This window comes from Enterobacter sp. 03-F-07-AD-ECC, assembly GCF_047530935.1.
GTDB lineage: Bacteria > Pseudomonadota > Gammaproteobacteria > Enterobacterales > Enterobacteriaceae > Enterobacter > Enterobacter cloacae.
This window is the reverse complement of the sequence record NZ_JBLKBZ010000014.1, coordinates 43,887-63,923: the sequence shown is the minus strand read 5'-3', so window position 1 is coordinate 63,923 and position 20,037 is coordinate 43,887. Positions and strand designations below refer to the sequence as shown.

General features: G+C 57.6%; 10 protein-coding genes. 5 read left to right on the top strand and 5 right to left on the bottom strand.

What is annotated here, in order from left to right; genetic code table 11:
* Window positions 1-63 precede the first annotated feature (63 nt).
* The 3 genes from ACMWKA_RS18365 to ACMWKA_RS18355 all read right to left on the bottom strand — a co-directional run bounded on the left by ACMWKA_RS18365 (window position 64) and on the right by ACMWKA_RS18355 (window position 13,523).
* Window positions 64-10,704, bottom strand: coding sequence for a BapA/Bap/LapF family large adhesin (locus tag ACMWKA_RS18365; protein ID WP_414760484.1), 10,641 nt, complete (start codon window positions 10,702-10,704; stop codon window positions 64-66).
* A 696-nt stretch (window positions 10,705-11,400) separates the two neighbouring features.
* Window positions 11,401-11,757, bottom strand: a complete 357-nt coding sequence (locus ACMWKA_RS18360; protein ID WP_013098385.1) for a hypothetical protein — start codon at window positions 11,755-11,757, stop codon at window positions 11,401-11,403.
* Between the two features lie 359 nt (window positions 11,758-12,116).
* The gene (locus tag ACMWKA_RS18355) at window positions 12,117-13,523 is read right to left on the bottom strand and encodes an MFS transporter (RefSeq protein ID WP_262789289.1); all 1,407 of its coding nucleotides are present in this window, start codon (window positions 13,521-13,523) and stop codon (window positions 12,117-12,119) included.
* Window positions 13,524-13,863: 340 nt separating this feature from the next.
* Here ACMWKA_RS18355 and ACMWKA_RS18350 point away from each other — a divergent pair, with 340 nt between their 5' ends.
* Window positions 13,864-14,778: a LysR family transcriptional regulator gene (locus tag ACMWKA_RS18350; RefSeq protein ID WP_414760483.1), complete on the top strand. Its 915-nt coding sequence runs from the start codon at window positions 13,864-13,866 to the stop codon at window positions 14,776-14,778.
* Here ACMWKA_RS18350 and ACMWKA_RS18345 read toward each other — a convergent pair.
* Window positions 14,762-15,355 carry an L-threonylcarbamoyladenylate synthase gene (locus ACMWKA_RS18345; RefSeq protein WP_013098382.1) on the bottom strand — a complete coding sequence of 198 codons (594 nt, stop codon included), beginning with the start codon at window positions 15,353-15,355 and terminating at the stop codon, window positions 14,762-14,764. The two genes, ACMWKA_RS18350 and ACMWKA_RS18345, sit on opposite strands and share 17 nt — an antisense overlap.
* Window positions 15,356-15,393: 38 nt before the next feature.
* Window positions 15,394-16,173, bottom strand: coding sequence for an L-threonylcarbamoyladenylate synthase (locus tag ACMWKA_RS18340; RefSeq protein ID WP_023620864.1), 780 nt, complete (start codon window positions 16,171-16,173; stop codon window positions 15,394-15,396).
* A 235-nt stretch (window positions 16,174-16,408) separates the two neighbouring features.
* On the opposite strand from ACMWKA_RS18340, the gene ACMWKA_RS18335 reads away from it, so the two are divergent.
* Genes ACMWKA_RS18335 through ACMWKA_RS18320 form a run of 4 tightly spaced genes read left to right on the top strand, consistent with a single transcriptional unit; the run spans window position 16,409 to window position 19,963 of the window.
* On the top strand, window positions 16,409-16,885 hold the full coding sequence (locus ACMWKA_RS18335) for a YbhB/YbcL family Raf kinase inhibitor-like protein (RefSeq protein ID WP_062729677.1): 477 nt from the start codon (window positions 16,409-16,411) through the stop codon (window positions 16,883-16,885).
* 10 nt (window positions 16,886-16,895) lie between these two features.
* Window positions 16,896-18,122 (top strand): HlyD family secretion protein, encoded by a 1,227-nt coding sequence (locus ACMWKA_RS18330; RefSeq protein ID WP_045901484.1) that lies wholly within the window; start codon window positions 16,896-16,898, stop codon window positions 18,120-18,122.
* Window positions 18,123-18,134: 12 nt separating this feature from the next.
* A complete protein-coding gene (locus ACMWKA_RS18325) occupies window positions 18,135-18,740 on the top strand; it encodes an L-threonylcarbamoyladenylate synthase (protein WP_023620866.1) in 606 nt (201 codons plus the stop codon).
* The gene (locus ACMWKA_RS18320) at window positions 18,737-19,963 is read left to right on the top strand and encodes an MFS transporter (RefSeq protein WP_414760482.1); all 1,227 of its coding nucleotides are present in this window, start codon (window positions 18,737-18,739) and stop codon (window positions 19,961-19,963) included. Before ACMWKA_RS18325 ends, ACMWKA_RS18320 begins: the two co-directional genes overlap by 4 nt.
* The last annotated feature ends 74 nt before the right edge of the window (window positions 19,964-20,037 follow it).

Sequence of the window (20,037 nt, the reverse complement as noted above, 5' to 3'; positions counted from 1 at the left end):
TAAGTACAGCTTTATTGTTTATGCCCGGGCGCAGTGCGCCCGGGTCAGGTACTACAGGTGCTATCAGGTCACGATGTGTTGCTGGTTAACTAACTCGTCGTAGGTGGTCTGGACGTTATCAAGCGTCACGAGCGTGGTATTGGTATAGGTGCTTCCTGTACCGTCACGGTCGATGGAGATCACGGTACTGCCATTGCTGTTCGTCACATGCAGGTAATTACCGAGCGTTGACGCACTGCCGTTCCAGCCCACCAGCAGATCGCCGATGTCAATTTTGTCTCCCTGGGCCAGCGAGAAGTTGGTCCAGTGATCGCCGGCGGTACTGCTGACGTTACCCGCGGTGGCGTTGCCTGCGGTGCTGTTCAGCACCTGATAAATCAGCGTATCGCCGTACGCGGTGCCGGTAATGACATCGTTATGCTCAGAACTGACGAACTGCGGCGCCATATTGATGGTCAGCGTGGCAGTGTCCGTATTGCCGTTGGCATCGGTGAGGGTGTAGTTGAAGACCTCCTTCGACGTGATGGTTGAGAGCGACACCCCGCTGTTGAGGGTGTAGGTGTAGTGGCCGTCTGCGCCAATCGACAGCGTGCCGTAATGACCCGTGACGTTGACCAGCGTGCTGCCGGTGTAAGGATCCAGCGTGGTGGTGGTGCCGTCGAAGCCGGTAATGGTCACGCGGGTATCGACCGACTGCAGCTGATCCATCGCCCCGGCGGAATCCGTACCGTCGAAGATATTGCCGTCAACGGTATGGCCGCTGGTGGAGTCGAACTGGGTCAGCGAGTAGGTGGTACCGTTCACGCTCGGGGTGATGGTGATATTGCCCACGCTCAGCCCCGGTACGCTGCCGGTATAGCTCAGCGTATAGGTCCCGGCATTCAGATCCAGCCCGGTCAGGGGCACGTCGATACTGCCGCCCAGCAGCGAGCCGCCGCTGAAGGAGCCGGTGCGGATAACACCGTTGGCATCACTGATCGTCCAGTTCACCGTCAGCCCGCCCAGCGCCAGCAGCGACGCGACGTCAAAGTGCAGCGACGCGCTATGCAGGGCGGTGTTCGGATCCACCACAAAGGTCCCGCTTCCGCTGCCCGTGGTGGTACCTAGCAACGAGGTGGTCCAGCTGGCGCTGCCGACGGTGGTGTCAGAGTAAGCCGAGGTATGGTGTACCGACGTGACACTCATCTCGGTGCTGACATCGTTCACCGCATCCATTGCCCGCGCGGTTGGGGTAATGTTGAGCGAGCCCGTATCTTTCGCGCCGTTTGGTGCCGTAATGGTATAGACGAAGGTGTCCGGCGTGCTGATATGGTCCGCACCCACGCCGCTATTCAGGGTGTAGGTGTACTGGCCGGACGAATCAATGGTCAGCGTGCCGTATTCTCCCTGAATGTCGGTTGTTCCACTGCTGTTAACCGCCACACCGTTCACTTCCGTCACCACCGTACCATCCGGCACCGGATCGTTCGCCAGCACATCCCCTGTGGTGCTCTCCCCGATGCTGGAGACGCTGTAGACATGATCCTGCAGCACGCTCAGGGTGTAGGCCGTCAGCGCGGTGATCCCTGCCGCCGTATTGAGCAGGAACAGATACTCCCCGGCAGGCAGGTTCAGCGTCAGCTGCGAGGAGGTGCCGCCCAGCAGCGGCGCACGCAGCCAGCCCGGCTCAACGCGCATCTGCTCGAAGGTCTGGGTCGCGTTGTTGAACTTATAGACGTACAGGTCGAACACCGATGCCAGGGCTACGCCCCCCACGGAGGCCTGAATCGTCATGGTGCGGGTTGTACCTTCCTCCACGGTGTAGATGATCGGGTTGGTCATATCGTCCAGCAGGTTCAGCCCCAGCGTGTTGCCGAGATTGATCCCCACCAGGGTAAAGCCGCTTTGCGACGATGTGCCGTTATCGATGGCCTGGACGGTGGTGTCGAAGGTCAGGGAAGCCGCGTCGTCTACGGCGACAATGCCATTCGCCACGCTGCCCGAACCGAGCGACAGCACGAGGTTCGCCGACGCGCTGACACCGTTATGGGTAATGGTGTAGGTGAAGCTCTCCGTGCGGCCAATCACCGCGGCACTGGTGTCGGTGAGGTTGTAGGTGTAGCTGCCGTCGCGGTTAATGGTCAGCGTACCGTACTGCCCCTGAATCACCGTGCCGTCGGCGTTAACGCTGGTGGTGACCCCCAGCGCGTTGGTCACGGCGGAGACGGTCGTACCTGCCGGGGCGTTATCGCTGCCTGCGGTAGGATCGGTATCCAGGATCACGTTACCGTCCAGGCTGGTGTCGCCCGTTACGGTCCCGGCGCTGGTCTCTTTCACCGCCACATCCAGGCTGGTGTACGAGCCGGTTGCCAGCAGGTTGGTGTTGTAGCTCAGCACGCGATACTGGCCATCAGCGAGCCCGGTCAGGTTCAGCGACACGCCGGTGGCCCCAAGGGTCAGCAGGTCGGCGAACTGCGGTTGTCCGGTATCCACGACGGTGGTCCAGGTGTTGTTGACGGTATCGAAACGCTGCACCACCAGCTCCAGGGTGTTGAGCAGCGAAAGCACCGCCCCCGTGGCGTTGGCATTGACCACAATATCCGCACTGCCGCCGCTGCCCACGTTGAACTCAACCTGGGCTGTATCGTTGCCCAGCAGGGTCAGCACGTTGCCTACGGCGCCCACCAGCAGGAAGCCATAGTCGCTGTACTGGCTGTTGGTGACGGTGGCGGTGGTACTGAGATCCAGCTCTTCAACGTTATTGCTGGCAGAGAGCGGCACCACCGGCGCAAGGACCGAGCCCGGCTGCGAGGTGTTACCCGCCGCATCGGTGGCCGTGATCTGCAGCGTCTGGCCTTCGGTCTGCTTGTTGAGGAAGGTGTAGCTGTAGGCGCCATTGCTGTCTGCGGTGGTGCTCACCGTTGACCCGTCCGCGAGGCGGATGGTGACGGTGCTGCCCGCTTCCGCCGTACCGGTCAATACGCTGCCGTCAGCGTTAAAGGTCCCGGCAGGCGCGTTTGGCGCCGTCACGTCGACGATAACGGTTGTCGAGAGCGAGATCGGGCTGGTGCCGGCTGAGTTGGTTGCCGTGGCGGTAAAGGCGTGTGAGCCCTCGCTTAATGCCGGGGTCGTAAAACTCCAGTTACCGCTGGCATCCGCCACTACCGTACCCATCGACACGCCGTTGTTATACAGCGTGACGGTGGCGTTCGGCTGTGCGGTGCCGCTCAGGGTTGGCGTGGTGTCATCGGTGGTTTTACCGTTGGTCAGCCCTCCGGTAACGCTACCGACGTTATCGTCAATGTTGGCGATAACCGGTGCGTTCGGAATATTGGTTGATGGCGCAACCACCGAGGCGCTGACGCCAGCGTTACCGGCCTTATCGGTCGCGTAGACCAGCAGGGCTTCACCGTTGGTCTGCGCCGTGGTGAGGGTAGCGCTAAAGTTGCCGTTACCGTCTGCCGTCGCGGTACCGAGCACCGTGCCGTTACCGCTGGTGATGGTGACGGTGCTGCCCGCTTCCGCGGTACCGGTGACCTGGGTTCCGTTAGCGATCACCTGCAGGCTGGTCGGTGCGCCCGGTGCCGTCAGGTCCACCAGGATTGTGGTCACGGTCGATGGCGCGCTGGTATTGCCCGCGGCATCGGTGGCGGTGGCGGTGAAGCTGTGCGAACCTTCCGTCAGCGTGGTGGTGGTCTGCGCCAGCGTCCAGTTGCCGTTGGCATCGGCGGTGACCGTGCCAACCAGCGTGCTACCGTCGTAGATACGCACCGTCGCATTGGCTTCGGCGGTACCGCTCAACGCTGGTCGGGTGTCGTTGGTCGGGTTATTGCCCGTCACCGGCCCGGTAACGCTGCCAACGTCGTCTACAATCGCGCTGATGACCGGCGCGGCTGGCGCGGTGGCATCCACGTTGATCACATACCCGCTGGTGGGTGCGCTGGCGTTGCCCGCCGCATCGGTGGCGGTAAACGTCAGGCTGTGCTGACCATCGCTGAGCGCCGGGGATGGCGTAAAGCTCCAGTTACCGCCGGTGGCGACAACGCTGCCAATCTGCACGCCGTTATCGAAGATTTTCACCGTCGCGCCCGCTTCCGCCGTGCCGGTGAGGGTTGGCTGCGCGTCGTTGGTCAATCCGCCATTGGCGACAGGCGTGGCGGCATTCCCGACGTCATCCACAATGCTGCTCAGCACCGGCTGCGCAGGCGGCGTGGTGTCGATGGTCAGGTTGAAGGTTGCTGACGGCGCGCTGGTGTTACCTGCCGCATCCGTCGCCTGAGCCGTAAAGCTATGTGGACCGGTTGCCAGCGTGGTGGTCAGCAGAATGCTCCAGTTTCCGCTGGCATCCGCGGTACCGGTGCCCACCAGCGTCGTTCCTTCATAAATATTCACCGTGGCAAACGGCTCGCTGGTACCGACGAGACGCGGAATGGTGTCGTCGGTGCTTTGTCCGGAGCTGACAGGGCCGGTGATCGTGCCCACGTCATCAACCGCCTGGCTGATAACCGGCGCGTTAGGCGCAGTGGTATCCACCACCAGCGTAAAGTCAGGCGATGCGGGGCTGACGTTGCCCGCCGCATCGGTGGCCGTGACGGACCAGGTGTGGCTACCATTCGCCAGCGCTGTGGACGGGGTAAAGCTCCACGCGCCGCTGCCGTCAGCCTGGGCGGTGCCGACCTGCTGGCCGTCCTGATAGACAGTGATGGTCGCGTTGGCCGCGGCTGTGCCGCTAAGGGTTGGGGTGGTGTCGTCCGTGCTCTGCCCGGAGGAGAGCGGTGTCTGAACGCTGCCCACGTTATCGCTCGCGGTCAAAATGGACGGCGCTGTCGGTGCGGAGGTATCCACCGTCAGGTTAATCGGTGCCGACGTGCTGCCGGTATTGCCTGCAGTATCGGTGGCGTTGAAGGTGATGGCATGTGGCCCTTCGGTGAGCGCGGTACCCGGGGTGAAGGTCCAGTTCCCCTGAGCATTGACGACCGCGGTGCCAATCTCGCTGCCATCAACAATGATGTGCACCGTGGAACCGACTTCGCCCGTGCCGTTGAAGGTGGGTTTTGTGTCGTTGGTGCTGTTGCCGCTGGTGAGCGTCCCGGTGACCGGACCGACATCGTCAATCACGCTGGTGACCACCGGCGCGGAAGGACCTGCGGTATCAACCGTGAAGACGAAGACCGGCGAGTTGGCTGAGACGTTACCGGCGGCATCGCTGGCGTTGATGCGAATGTTATAGCTGCCATCTCCCAGCGCCGGATTAGGGGTAAAGCTCCAGTTGCCGTTGCTGTCTACCGGTGCGGTACCGATCTCCACGCCATTGTTCAGGATGTGGATGGTACTGCCGACAGCGCCTGTCCCGCTGAGCGTTGGCGTGGTGTCATTGGTGACCTGGCCGGTGGTGAGATTACCGACAATCCCGCCCGCCACGTTGTCGCTGACGGTTTCCAGCACGGGGACCGTTGGCGCCGTCAGGTCAACCACCACGCTCCAGGCGTTTGACGACAGGCTAACGTTACCCTGCGGATCGGTGGCCTTGACGGTGAAGCTGTGTGACCCTTCAACGAGGGCGGTCTCAGGCGTAAAGCTCCACGCGCCGGTACCGTCCGCCGTGACGATGCCAATCTGCGTATTGCCATCAAAGATCGTCACCACGCTGTTCGCTTCCGCCGTACCGGAGAGGGTAGGCGTTGCGTCGTTGGTGGTATTGCCGCTGACCACGGTCGTGGCGGTGTTACCGACATCATCGGTGACGTTAACAATCACCGGGGTGGTGGAGCTGGTGTCAACCACGATGGTGAAGCCTGCCGATGGCGCACTCTGGTTGCCCGCCGGATCGGTTTCACGGATGGTCAGGACGTTATTGCCCTCCGCCAGCGCGGATGGCGTGAAGCTCCAGTTACCCGTCTGGCCGACCACGGTGGTGCCCAGCAGGGTGCCGTTGCTGTAAATGGAGATAGTATCGCCCGCCGTGCCGCTACCGGTCAGGGTTGGGCGGTTGTCATTGGTGGTCTGTCCGTCCGTGAGTGGACCGGTGCCCGGGCCGACATCATCAATAACCGCGCCAATGGCAGGCGCGTCAGGGGCGGTGAGATCAACAGTGACGGTCGCCACCGGCGAACGTCCGCTGGTTTCGCCATTCAGCGTGGCGGTGACCTCAAAGGTGTGCGTTCCTTCACCCAGCGGCAGAGCTGGCGTATAGCTCCAGTCGCCGTTTGCATCGGCGGTTACGGTTGGCAGCAGAACCTGCACGCCATCCTGATAGACAGTGATTATGCTGCCTGGCTCTGCTGTCCCGACAAGGGTCGGCGTCGTGTCGTTGGTGGTTTTGTCTTTCACATCGCCCGTAACCGGGGCCGTATCGTCGTTGATGACCGTAATGACGGGCACGTCCGGGAGGTCCGGCTGCGTACCGGTGACGGTATAGGAGGCTTCAGGGCTGAGATTCCCTGCAGCATCCGTGGCGGTGATGGTCAGCGCCGCGCCGTCCTGCTGGGCCGGGCTGAGCGCCACGGAGAAGTTGCCGCCTGAAACCACCCCGGTACCGATCACGTTACCGCTGGCGTCTGTAACGATAATGGTGGTGCCCTCTTCGCCGGTACCGGTCAGCGGCGTCCCCTGTGCGGCCACGCTGATATTGTCCGGCGCTGCCGGAAGCACGGTATCCACCGTGACGGCAAGCGGCGCAGAGCTTCCTGAAGCGTTACCCGCCGGGTCAACCGACGAGACGGTGAAGCTGTGTGGGCCTTCCGCCAGTGTGGTGTCGGCGGTCCAGCTCCAGGTCCCGTCCGGCTGGACGGTGACCTGGACTGTGGATGGCGTACCGTCCACGCTGACAATCACGGTGGAACCCGGCTCGCCGGTGCCGTTGAGTGTTGGCGTACCGTCGCGGGTATAGAGCGTCCCGTTGGTGAGCTGGCTGTCTTCAACGCTGTTGATCAGCGGTATCTCAGGTGCAGTGGTATCGACGGTGACGGTAAAGACCGGGCTGAGTGCGCTGACGTTACCCGCAGCGTCGACTGCCGCAACGGTGATGTTCAGCGGGCCATCCGTCTGCGTGGGCAGGGTGAATGACCATTCGCCGTTAGCCACAACCACGCGTCCAAGCTCGACGCCATTGTTATAGACGATTACCGTTTCACCCGTCACACCGGTTCCACCGACGGTTGGCGTGGTATCGGTAGTAACACCGCCATTCGGCTCACCGGCGATGGCGCCAATCACCGGGGTATCCGGTGCGAGGGTATCGACGGTGATGGTGATCCCCGTAGAAGGGTCAGAGACGTTACCCGCCTCGTCGGTGGCGGTAGCGGTAAATTCGTGGCTGCCCTCGTCAATAGCGCTTTCAGGACGCCAGCTCCAGTTGCCGTTGCCGTCTACCGTGACGGTACCCACGGCGGTTGGCGTGCCGCCATCAACGCTGTCGTAAATGGTAATCACATCGTTTGGCGTACCGGTGCCACTCAGTACCGGACGCGGATCGTTGATGGTTTCGCCATCGGCAACCGGGCCGGTTATCTGGCTGACGCTGTCGGTAATGACCGGGACCGCGGGCGCGGCCGGCGCGTCGGTGTCGATGGTGATAGTCACCGGCTGGGACGGGGCGCTTTCGTTGCCCGCGCCGTCCTTGTTGGTGACGGTCAGGGTAATGTCATAGGTGCCGTTGGGCAGGTCGGTGGATGGCGTCCAGCTCCAGTTGCCGTCGCCGTCCACCACGGCGTCACCGATTTTGTCGGTGCCGTTGTAAATCGTCACCGTATCGCCCGGATTACCGGTACCGCTCAGCGTCGGCGTGGTATCACGGGTGGTTTCCCCCGGGTTCAGCGACGTGGGTGCTGAGCCATCCGGGTTTACGGTGATGGCTGGCGTGTCCGGTGTAGCCGGTGCGACGGTATCAATCACCAGCTCGAACGGATCCGAAATCGAGGTATTCCCGGCGGCATCTGTGGCATGGATCGTCAGCGAATGCGGGCCGTCGGTGAGCGGCGTGGTAGGGGTAAAGCTCCAGCCGCCGCTGCCGTCGAGCGTTGCGGTACCGAGCAGCGTGGTGCCGTCATACACGGTGATGACCGTGCCATCCGGGGCGCTCCCCTGAAGTAACGGCTGGGTGTCATCCGTGGTATCGCCGCTGCTGAGCGGGCCTTTAACGTCTCCGGCGTCGTCGGTGACGGTTGCCAGCGTCGCGACCGGCGGTGGGGTGGTATCAACGGTAAAGGTAAATCCACCGGATACCGGGCTGGTGTTACCGGCGACGTCGGTGGCGATCGCGGTCAGGGTATGCGTGCCGTCGCCAACCGGCGTGGTGGGCGTAAAGGTCCACGCGCCGCTGCTACCGACCACCGCGGTGCCAATATCGACGCCATCCAGACGGATGGTGATCGTTGAGCCGGGTTCACCGGTACCGTTGAGCGTCGGCGTTGCGTCATTGGTGGTGTCGTTGGCACCCACCGGGCCGGTGCCTCCAGGGACATTATCGACAAGCTGGGTGATGGCGGGCGCATCAGGCGCCGTTCCGTCAATAGTAATGGTCCAGGCGTTTGAAACGTTACCGTTGCTTGATGTCGCCGTCAGTACATGGGCACCTTCGGCCAGCGGGGTGGATGGCGTAAAGGTCCACTGGCCAGATGATGGAACAACGACCGTGCCGAGGACGTCGCCGCCGCTATGGATGGTGATGGTCGAGCCTGGCTCCGCCGTGCCGTTCAAGGTAGGGGTGCGGTCATTGGTGATCCCATTCTGGCTGATGGGGCCTGTGACGCCGGGTTGATCATCCACCACAGAGAGGATATCGGGTGTTGTGTCCGGTGCGGTGAGGGACGCCGCCGGACTCTGGTTGCCCGCCGCGTCAGTGGCTACCACCGAAAGCTGCTCGCCGTTTGTTTGTGCAGGCGAAAGGGTCGCAACAAAGTTACCGTTGCCGTCAGTGGTGGCGCGGCCAATCACGTCGCCGTTGCTGTTGGTGATGACGATTTTGCTGCCTGGCTCGGCGGTGCCGGTAACCTGGGTTCCCACCGGGTTAATGGCAATAACGGGCAGCGCCGGTGGCGTGGTATCGACGGTAAAGTTTACTGGCTGCGATTCTGCGCTCTGGTTGCCCGCCGCATCGGTTTGTTTAATGGTGATCGAGTGCGGGCCTTCCGCGAGTGGGTTGTCTGGCCTGAGACTCCAGGTGCCGTTTGGCAGCACGGTGGTTTGCCCAATCAGCACACCATTGTCATAGACCTGGATTGTGCCGCCAGGCTCTCCCCGTCCCGCCAGCAGTGGTTCAGAGGAGTCGGTGAACTGGCCTGCGGTAATTGCGCCTTTAATGGCCCCGGTCTCATCGCTCAGTACAATCGCCGTGGGCGTTGCCGGAGGGGTGAGATCCACGGTGAGGGTGAATACCGGAGAGGCGGGTCCGGTGTTGCCAGCGGCATCGGTTGCCCGAACGGTGAACTGGTGGGTGCTTTCACCCAGATTGACCGATGGCGTGAAGGTCCACGTGCCGTTGCTGCCGGTGACCGCCGTGCCAATAGCGACAGAGCCGTCATAGATGGTTACGGTGGAGCCTGGTTCGGCGGTGCCCGAGAGTTGAGGACGCGGATCGTTAGTGCTGCCTCCGCTGCTTACCGTTCCTTTGCCGGGATCAATATCGTCCGTTGCGCTGCTAATGGTGGGCGCGCCGGGCGCAACCGTATCGACAACAAAACTGACGGCAGCGGATGCCGGGCTGGTATTGCCTGCCGCATCGGTCGCGGTTGTGGTAATGGTGTGGCTGCCGTTGGCGAGATCGGTGGTGGGGGTAAAGCTCCAGCTACCTTTAGCATCCACCGTGGTGGTGCCAATCTGCTTGCCGTTATCGTAGAGAGTGATGGTGCTGCCTGGCTCGCCGATACCGCTGAAGGTCGGGCGGGCATCATCGGTGCGCTGGCCGTTTTCCAGCGGTCCCGCTTTGTCGCCGGCATCGTCATTTACCAGCAGGATGTCCGGGGCATCCGGCGCGGTGGTGTCCGGGGCGGTTATGGTCGTGCCCGGGCTGGTATTCCCGGAGGAATCCGTCGCGGTGGCGGTAATTTGTTCGCCGTTAGTCAGCGGCGTCCCCAGGTCGATGGTGAATTTACCGTCGCTGCCGGTTTTACCGGTGCCGATGACGTTGCCGTCGGCGTCTTTCAGCGTGATGGTACTGCCCGGTTCGGCGGTACCGGAGACGGTTTTACCATCCGGCGAGAACTGCAGGCCGGACGGCGCATTCGGCGGAGTGGTATCCGGATCGGAAGGGTTTGTCGGCGTGCCGGGGTTGCTGCCGTTGTCATCATCGTCATCCCCACCGCCGCCACCGCCGGTGCTTGCCGCCGCCGCGATGCCACCCGCAGCGACAATGCCACCCAGTACCCAGGGCCAGATGGCCGCGCCGCCTGCATCACTTCCGGATGCGGCAAGCAGGACGTCAGTGGAGGCAATAGATTCATAGGTGGCCGCCCCGGCGGGGTCCTGAATCCACCACAGCGCCCCCTCACTGTCCTGCAGTACCAGCTGGCTCGCCCCTTGCGCATCGGTGACGAAGAAATTTTTAACGGTAATCACCTCGCCGGAGTGTAGCGTGATCACCAGATCGTTACCGTTGCGGGCGAAGTCAGCGACATTGGCTCGCTCTACCTTAAGCTCAACGATAGAGGAATGGCTCAGCGTAACCTGAGTGCCTTCCGTGGTGGTTTCCACACCCGTAAGTTTCGATATAACAGAGATTTGGCTCATTTAGTGAGTACTCCAGCAGAGTTATCGTTAACGGCGAGCAAGATGAGCCATCTCTGTTAAGGGTAAAGCGCGCCCCCGGCGGAGTAACTGTTATTTAAAACAGCGCTCACCGTATTTATTTTCAGCGCGAACGATGCCCGCCAGAATGCAGAGTGGCAACATCAGAGCGAATCTATTTATTTGAGAAAAACTATCAACAATGTGATTTTGTCTTTTATATAACCTTGTATTTAATAGAGGAATTAATCCGGGACGGTATGAAAATGATATAGTCAGAAAAGTCTGGATATGCAAATTAAGCTTTAGTAAACATGGCGCAAGGATGTGAAGAGGGCATTGCTTTATAGATTTTGTTTATAATTTAAAATTTGTAAACCATTGATTGTGTGCGATTAGTTCATTTTTGATGAGTCGGTTTTTTATGCGTTTTCGCCGCGGGAAAATAATTGGTAGGTGATAACTTTAATCGTATTCTGGCATTGATTGTTTATGGTTGCTTAATTGCGGTTTAAGATAGGGTAATGTTTTTGATGTAAGATATATTATATTTATTCGCATTTTAAAAATATTCTTTTACAGGGTTAAATTTTCTGCTAGCAGGCGATATTTAATAGAATAGTGAAGGGTAAAATACGCCTGACTTTATTTGAAGCAATAAAAAAGGCCGCGCAGGCGGCCTTTTTATCTGTGTGACGGTTACTCAGTGACTTTCTTTTCCAGCTCGCTGGCACCTTCTTTGGTTTTGTTCCAGCCTTTCTCAGCACCCTCTTTGGTGGCGTCCCAACCCTTCTCGGTGCCTTCTTTGGTTTTGTGCCAGACTTTCTGTGAGTCTTCGCTGACCTTGCTGCCAAAGCTTTCGCTTTTACCTTCTGCAGCATGTTTCTGTTTCAGCTTCAGCTCTTCACCTTTGTTCTGCTCTTCGTGCAGTTTTTGCTTCGCTTCGTTGGCGTTAGCGTTCGCCGCGGCGACGGTATCATCAGTTGCATGTGTGGTTGCAGCAAATACTGGAGAAGCCAGCAGAATGGCAGACAATGCGATAATTGTTTTTTTCATAATATCCTCATTTACGTTATCGGTTATGAGCGTGATTCAGCATGTCACAGACAAAGCGAAGCGGCTTTAGGAAAAAACTGTAAAAGGGTGGAGGCCATGACGGCGCTATTTCATGCGAAAGGCTAACCGAACGTGAGATATCCAATCTCAGCCAGTGCTGCCAGCGTCAGTAGAATAAAAAAAACTATGGTGAAGGGTCTGTACATCGCTCTCTCCTTGTTTGCGCAAATATCATCCGTGTTTTCCTGGTATGCTCCCGCCCGATGTTATTAGGGGCGACGTTATTATCTACAGGGCAGCGAAAATAATCATGGATGCCGCTCACAAGTTGTGAGACGGCATTTTATTAGTCACCGTGATTAAATATTTTCCAGGTCGATACCGCGCGTGTTGGGACCAAAAATACCAATGGTGAGCATAACAATCAGCATACTGATCACAATAAAGGCAATTACCGCCGTTGAGCCGCTATATTGCAGTATCAGACCGATAATTATACTGCTGAAGACGGTGGATAAACGGCTAAAGGAGTAACAAAAGCCGACCGCTCGCGCCCGGATACGGGTGGGGAAAATCTCTGACTGATAGGAGTGGTAGCTGTAAGTCAGCCAGGCATTGGACCAGGTAATAAAAAAGCCGCAGGCAATGAGCAGCAGTGGGTTGCTCTGAAACGCAAACAGCGAACCAAAGATGACCGTGGTCAGACAGGACAACACGATTTGCCATTTATTTTCCATTCGATCGGCATAGCGGCTGCAGATAAGCGCGCCGAGAGGATAGGCCAGCGTGATGAAAAAGGCGTATAACAAACTGTGCGTGACGGATGTCCCGCTGCCGGACAGCAGGGCGGGCAGCCAGTTTCCGAAGCCAAAAAAGCCAATCGCCTGAAAGATATTCATCACCACCAGCATCGCAACCCGACCACGGTAGCGCGGAGACCAGATATCTTTAAACCTGCCCTTGAGTGAACCCTGTTCGTTGTGCTGCCCGGCGCGGAGAGGGAAATCCGCCTGTTCGCCGCTGCCGCAGCGCTTCTCCATCTCCTGCATGACGGTTCTCACCTCGAGAAAGCGCTTTTGCTGCAGCAGCCAGCGCGGAGATTCCGGCAGCCCCTTGCGTACCAGCCAGATAATGATGGACGCCAGCGCGCCAGCGATCACCACGAACCGCCATCCGCTCAGGCCAAACCACATCTGCGGCACCAGCCACCATGACATCAGCGCGACGGCAGGAACCGAGAGAAACTGAATGAAAAAGGCGAAAGCAAAGGCGCGGGTGCGAAGGTGAGCAGGTACCCACTCTGTCAGATAGGTATCAATGGTGACCAGTTCAACGCCGAGGCCGATGCCTACCATAAAACGAAAAAAGATCACCCATTCTGCCTGATGCTGAAACGCCATGACGAGGGAGAACAGCCCGTACCAGAGCAGGGCATACATAAAGGTCGCGCGTCGGCCAATGCGATCAGCATAGGGGCTGAGCAGGCTGGCACCGATAAAAAGCCCCAGAAAGGTTGCGGACGCAAACGCGGCCTGGTCGGCCATACCGAACACGCCCTGCTGGCCGGTGTGGAAGATGCCATCAGCAATGAGACCGGCGCTGATGTAGCCTGTCTGAAACAGATCATAAAGCTCAAAAAAACCGCCAAGGGACAGCAAGGCGATGAATCGCCAAAGTCCGGCGGAAGCCGGTAAGGCATCGATCCTTGCCGCAAGATCGTCCTCGCGGATGGGGTTTTGTGCCCCCCACTGTGTTCCTGAAACTATGCATTCACTCACGGTTAACCCTCTCGTAACATTCACCCTGAGTCGTTATGCTAGAGGGAAATCAGCGGATTTAAATTTTTAATTCGTATTCAGAAGCAATAAATAAAGCATAAAAAACCAGATATTTTTCTTTTAGTGCGTGGATATTCACCCTCTGAGTTAACCCATTTTTTGAAGAAAATATATTCTTGTTACGCGGTGAAAAATAGCCACACGGCGCTGCGGAGTTATTATCGAGCCGGGGCAGAACGACAATGCTGGAAAATTTTCACTTGACGATAGCAAGGACTTTTGCCACTAATTATCGGGTGATGTTTGCTGACCTGGTGCAGATTGTAGAATGGAAAAAATCGAGAATTTAATTCCGATGGTGGTTTTCGCGCGTGTCGTCGAAACCCTGAGCTTCACCGAGGCCGCACTCTCTTTGGGAATGTCGAAGTCATCAGTTAGCCGGGATATTTCAACGCTGGAAAAACGTATTGGTGCAATGCTGCTTAAGCGCACCACCCGGAAAATAGAGATTACGGAGCTGGGGCTGAGCTACTATCAGCACTGCTTCAAAATATTGAATGAACTGCGCGCCGCAGAACGCTTTATACGGGATTATTATGAGGAACCAGCGGGGACAATAAAAATACTTGCCCCGGTGACGTTCGGAAAAGAGTATGTTGTGCCAGCATTAAATGCGTACTTAGAACGAAATATTATGGCCAACGCCGATCTCGATTTATCGGATAAAGCGGTGGATATCAAAGAGAGCCAGTACGATCTCTCGATCATTGTGGCGCAGGATACGCCAACCCATGAGCACACCAAATTTTTATGCTCCATCCAGTGGGGGCTTTATGCCACCCCTGACTGTATCGCCCGGATGCGTCCTGTCCTGACGCCGGGCGATCTCCCGGCCCACAACTACATTCTGTTTCGCGGTGTGGCGCGTACGGTTTCGCTGCCGTTCAGAAAAGAGAAACAGAAGGTCAATATCGACGTTCATAGCCGCTTCAGAAGCAACAACAGCGTGGCGCTGATCAGCATGGCGCTTTCCGGCCTCGGCATTGCTTACTTGCCCAATTACATTGCGCGAGAAAGTCTCGCCACCGGGAAACTGGTCCGGCTTTTACCCGGCTGGCAGATGGATGAATATAAAGTGTGGCTACTGTCCAAAAATAAAAACACGATGACCTCAGGCATTAAACGCTTTAGCGACGAACTTCAGCAGCTGATCGCCGGGGCCGAGGTCAAAGCAGGCTACTGATATCCAGCTCGCCATGACGCAGGATCGAGACTTTGTCATCCAGCAAAGAGATATGCGTGGTGGCGGTACGGCTGGGGTTTTTGCAGTTGGACGGGACAACCAGATCGACACAGTCTCCCATGTCTTCCCGGGCGAGCGTAAAACTGACAAGATCGCCCTCATCCTGCGGATACCCTGCCGGGATCACCACCAGCGGCCTGCCTAAGCGGCTGATGATGGTTCGCATCTGACTGTTTTTCACGCAGACGACCGGGAGTATATCGCCTGCGCCGGGAAGAAAATCGGCGCGCTGTTTCTTTCGCAGGCTGATTTTAAGGGTGCCGGGCCAGCAGGCCCGGCTGAGCATTTCAATTTTGCTTCTTTGCCACGGGCTGACATCCACCCATTCCCATATGTCCGCCAGTTCGCAGAAGCAAAACGTCATCTCTCTGGTACAGGGCGATCTTTTTAACAGCGTCAGTTTTTCCACGGCATCCGGGCTGTAAGGATCGGCTGCCAGGGCAAAGTGGGTATCGGTAGGGATCAGGATGATCCCGCTATTACGCAATACGGTAATGGCCTTGTCTATAAATGACATGATTATCGATATCCCTGTGACGCGGTTAAACCCAAAAATTAATAGTAATCGCCGTGGCGATAGTCCCAGGTATTAAACTGGGCGGACATGAAATTAATAATTTTATTCACGTCGAGACCTTTGCGAATTAATACCGGGCAAGGGGTCACTTTTCTGGCACTACCCTGTTCAGGGACCAGTTTCCCTTCGCTGTCCACCATGGACACCATCACGCCTTGTTCATAGCGACTCTCCTGGGTTTCATCAGGCTGAATAGACTTAACGTACTCGTTGGCACAAATAATTAAGTCTGCACGCGATTCGATGCGTTCCCCAATGAATTCCACCATGCCGCGGTTGCCTTTTCCTGACGGATTCGCCGAGCTGGCAAAAGAGAATTTCTGATGATTTTCCCACAGCTCTTTAGCAATCATTTCGCCGGGTTTGCCAAATTTAATCACGAAGCAGCTGGTTTTTCTGCCGTCCATCATCAGCTCTTTGAGGCCGTTATCGGGTAATCTGGCGATGGCATCTTCTCGCCACGGTAAAATACAGCCCAGTAATACGTCTGCATCCCAGTGGGCCTGATAAAATGCCTCGATTTCCGGGTTCATCTCCGCCAGCGATTTCAGCTGTTCCATACTGCCGCACAATACCACGCCGGGTTTATTACGGTTTCGCTGTTTGGCTTCGAATTTTCTCTCCAGCCCCTCTTTATCTGAGGTCATAATGATATAACCCACTTTCGTAGGGCAAACAATCATTCCGCCTTCAGCCGATAATACGTTAATCGCTTCCGGCTGAACCTGACCATTCCACGCGACTTTCTTATTCATCATTCAATTCTCCCTGCACCGCACTGGTGTCATAAATTTAGGGAAAGGATGTCGTGTAATAAGAGGCTTCGCAATCAGCAGAGAAATTTTCACCGCATTGTTTCAGTGTTGGAACAATATCGCGTTATTCCTGGGCAATATGCCGGGTTGGTTAATTCTGTTACCGGTTTTGCTTTCAATCGGTTACCAATAGAACAACCCACCGGTAAATACCGATTTTTAAACAGAGGTTAACGCTATGAAAGTATCTATTGCAGGTTTAAGTGACTACGCTTTTCTCTCCAAAGCGAACGAATATCATAATTTTGGGGGGAATGGCGATAATGTCTCGCCCGCCTTGTCCTGGGAAAATGTCCCGCAGGGAACCAAAAGTTTTGCCGTAACCGCGTACGATCCTGATGCGCCAACGGGCAGCGGTTTCTGGCACTGGGTGGCGTATAACATTCCTGCCAGCCTGACCGGGCTTGCGGCAGACGCGGGAAACCCGGCGAACACACCCGACATCAAACACGCTAGCTCCGATTTTGGCGCGCCTGGCTACGGCGGTTGCTGCCCGCCAGAGGGGGATATTCCGCACCGCTATATCTTCACCCTGCACGCCCTGAGCTGCGATGACCTGGGCGTAACGCCGGATCTGCCAAACGCGGTGATACGTTTCCTCATCAACATGCATACCCTTGAGAAAGCCAGCGTCGTCACGCTGTATAAGCGTTAATGAGGCGTGTGTGATTAACCGAATCAGAGCGGTTTTCGCCCGGTATAGCCTGCTCAAATGGGGCGTGGCGGGTGGCGTGCTGGTGGCCATTGTTCTGCTGTTTTTTGCGGGAATGGGGGTCTCCAGCAAGGAGGCCTTTATCAATGGCCGAATATCCACGGTGCTCTCCCCGCTGCCGGGACAGCTGGTGCTGGCGAAGAACATCGCGCCGGGACAGGCGGTCCGGGCCCGGCAATCGCTGGGAAATGTGGTCACCACGCAGGCGAACGACCAGATCCCCGGCCTGGTGGCCCAGCGCAGCGCGCTGGAGATCCAGCTTGCTGAACTCGACAAGCAAATTTCGGGGATCGATCAACGACTGCAGGTTTATCAGCAGCAGCGGCAGCAGTACCTCGCCGAGAGCAGGATGCAGCAGCAGTTAGGTGAGAAACAATCGGCTGCCACGTTTGTACAACTGAAGGAGGAGCTGAGCGCAATTACGGCGCAAACTGCCTTCTCCCGACAGCAGCTTCAGCGCTATGAAAATCTCTACCAGCAGCGTTTCATCAGCCGCATGGAGTATGAAGAGCGTAAGAACAACACGCGGGTGTTGCAGGCCAGCCAGGAGGCGAAAGCAGCCGAGCTGCGTCAGCGTTTACTGGACGTGAATGCCGCTAAATCCGGCCTTCAGCTGACAGGGCCAAGAACGCTGGATGCGCCACAGCAGAATCAGCGCGATATGTCGCTCACAATCGAGAATATGCAGCAGGAGAAGCTACAGCTGATTGCTCGCAAGCAGGCGACGACGCAAAGCATTCAGGAAGTCGCTGCGCTCCTTCACTCCCGTCAGCAGGCGGCGCTCAACAGCAGCACGGACGGCGTGATCTGGGACGTGACGGAGGAGAGTGGTGCGAGCGTTCAGAACGGCACCCCGATTGTGCGCATTCTGGATTGCCGCACTCGCTGGGTTGAGGCGTTTTTTGATGAGGCTGACGCCGGCAGTCTGCGCCCGGGGATGGCGGTAACGGTGCGTCTGACCACCGCATCCGCCACGCGCTGGAAAGGAACGATAAGAACCCTCCGCGCAGGGAGTGGACGCGTGGCGGTAGGGGAGAGGGACGTACAGCCCCCGCCTGAAATCGCGCGCCGGCAGTTGCCCGTAAAAGTGTTGACTGCACATATCGATATCGACTGGAAAGACGTGCCGGATCCCGCCAGTTTCTGTCTCGCGGGCCGTAGCGTAACCGTCAACATTTAAACAGGAAAAGAGATGCAGCATATACACAATACGGTCGCCGCCCTGAAGCGCGGCGAGGTGGTTCTGGTCCCCACGGACACGAATTACGCCCTGGCGGCAGACCCGTGGAATATTGACGCCTGCCAGAAAATTTACGATCTCAAAAAACGCGAACGACAGAAACCGCTGACGCTTTTCGTCGCGGAACCGGCGCAGGCATGGGATTACATCGCCGTCGATAAGGTCCAGCACCGCGCTGCGCTCGACAAACTGATTGGTGCCATGCCCGGCGCGCTGAATGTGGTGGTTCCGGCATCGGACAATGTGCCGCAGAACCCCTATCTGAAGCCGGACTCCATCTCTCTGGTGTGCAATCATCAGAGCGTGTTGCGAGAGGTGATTGCGCTGTTTGGCCGCCCGCTGGGAATGAGTTCTGCCAATCTTTCCGGCGTGGAGTCTGACTGCCTGATCGACATTGATGCCGCCCGCCAGACGTTTGGCGACCGTGTGGGCTATATTCTGCCCGCAGTCCAGCGTCCGGTGACAACGGTCTCCAGCACCATCGTCTCGTTACTGGAGAAGGAGATTAAAATCCTTCGTGCGGGAGATATGGATATTATGGCGATGCTGGCGTCATGACGACGCGCCGGTTACATCCCGGGTCTGGCAACCATGGCCTGTTCCTGGCCTACCGTATTATTTCCCGTTGCTATTTCCATCTTCCCGTCTTGTTGCTCCATTTCTGGACAATAGACATGGGGATGTACCGGATTATTTTCCTGCTGGCGCTGTATGGATTGACCAGCACCTTCAGCAGCGGCATACCCGGCTGGCTGCTGCGCTTTTTGTCACCCAGACAGACGGTGATTGCAGGCGAACTGATGAAGGCGCTGGGAATGGCGCTGATGCTCTGGAGCACCCGGCAAAGTGAGGTCAGCCTCCCTCTGCTGGTGGTGTCGCAGCTGCTTGGCGGCGCGGGATTTACCATTGCGCTGACCACGGATGCGGCCCTGCTGCGCCAGCTCACCGCAGGCGATCAGCACCGGTTTATGCAGATCCAGACCACGTCGCAAAGCGGGATGTTTATTGCCACCCTGATCGCCGGATCGCTGGGGAGTATTCTGTTTGACTACAACCCCCAGTGGCCGTTTATCGCCGCCATTGTGGTGAGCGTTATCTCCTCCGGATGCGTGGCGTTGATTCGCGTGCAGGAGGCAGAGCCCGAACCTGCCCGGCCTGTTGAGCGGGTCTCTTTTTCGCCCAGAGGGGACCAGCTCTTCTGGATGCTGTTCTATTCCATTTCACGCGCTTTTACGCTGGCGCCGTTCATCGGTTTTATCCCGTTCTACTTTATTATGGTGAATGTCGACCCGCTGCTTTTCGGTGCCGTGCTGAGCTGCTTTACGCTCTCGTCCTGGGGAGCGATCAAAATAGCCGGGCCGTTTATCGCACGGTTTGGGGTAACGGCGTTACTGGCGACGACAAGCCTTTTTATGACGGCGGCGCTGGGGCTTTTTGCCAGCAATGAATGGCTTGCAGCGAGAGGCATGGACTATTTTGTCTCCGGGCTGCTGGCGCTGGTGCTGCTGGGGTTTGGCTCCGGGACGATCCGGCCCGTCACGCTTGCTAACCTCGATCTCTCTGCCAATACCCCGGATGAACGTATGCGCGTGTTCGGGCGCATGGAGCGTGATTTCGGGCTGGCCAATGCTTTTTTACTGGCCGTTGGGGCGTGGCTGCTGGTGAGCCGGGACTTTTCCACGCTGATGCTGATCTTCTGCCTGATCTATATTCTGGTGGTATGCATATCTGCACTGCTTTACTTAAAGAATTTGCGCAGCGGGGAGCACAGTTCCACCTGAGGAACAATTCATACGCAAAATGAAACTAATCTGACGAATAACGGATTCCCGTTGAAAGCCCCTCCTCTGTACGG

What these genes read in the sequence shown, in the direction of transcription:
- ACMWKA_RS18365 (WP_414760484.1), bottom strand. Translation starts at nt 10,704, where the DNA reads ATGAGCCAAATCTCTGTTATATCGAAACTTACGGGTGTGGAAACCACC.
- ACMWKA_RS18335 (WP_062729677.1), top strand. Translation starts at nt 16,409, where the DNA reads ATGAAAGTATCTATTGCAGGTTTAAGTGACTACGCTTTTCTCTCCAAA.
- ACMWKA_RS18340 (WP_023620864.1), bottom strand. Translation starts at nt 16,173, where the DNA reads ATGATGAATAAGAAAGTCGCGTGGAATGGTCAGGTTCAGCCGGAAGCG.
- ACMWKA_RS18360 (WP_013098385.1), bottom strand. Translation starts at nt 11,757, where the DNA reads ATGAAAAAAACAATTATCGCATTGTCTGCCATTCTGCTGGCTTCTCCA.
- ACMWKA_RS18320 (WP_414760482.1), top strand. Translation starts at nt 18,737, where the DNA reads ATGACGACGCGCCGGTTACATCCCGGGTCTGGCAACCATGGCCTGTTC.
- ACMWKA_RS18325 (WP_023620866.1), top strand. Translation starts at nt 18,135, where the DNA reads ATGCAGCATATACACAATACGGTCGCCGCCCTGAAGCGCGGCGAGGTG.
- ACMWKA_RS18350 (WP_414760483.1), top strand. Translation starts at nt 13,864, where the DNA reads ATGGAAAAAATCGAGAATTTAATTCCGATGGTGGTTTTCGCGCGTGTC.
- ACMWKA_RS18345 (WP_013098382.1), bottom strand. Translation starts at nt 15,355, where the DNA reads ATGTCATTTATAGACAAGGCCATTACCGTATTGCGTAATAGCGGGATC.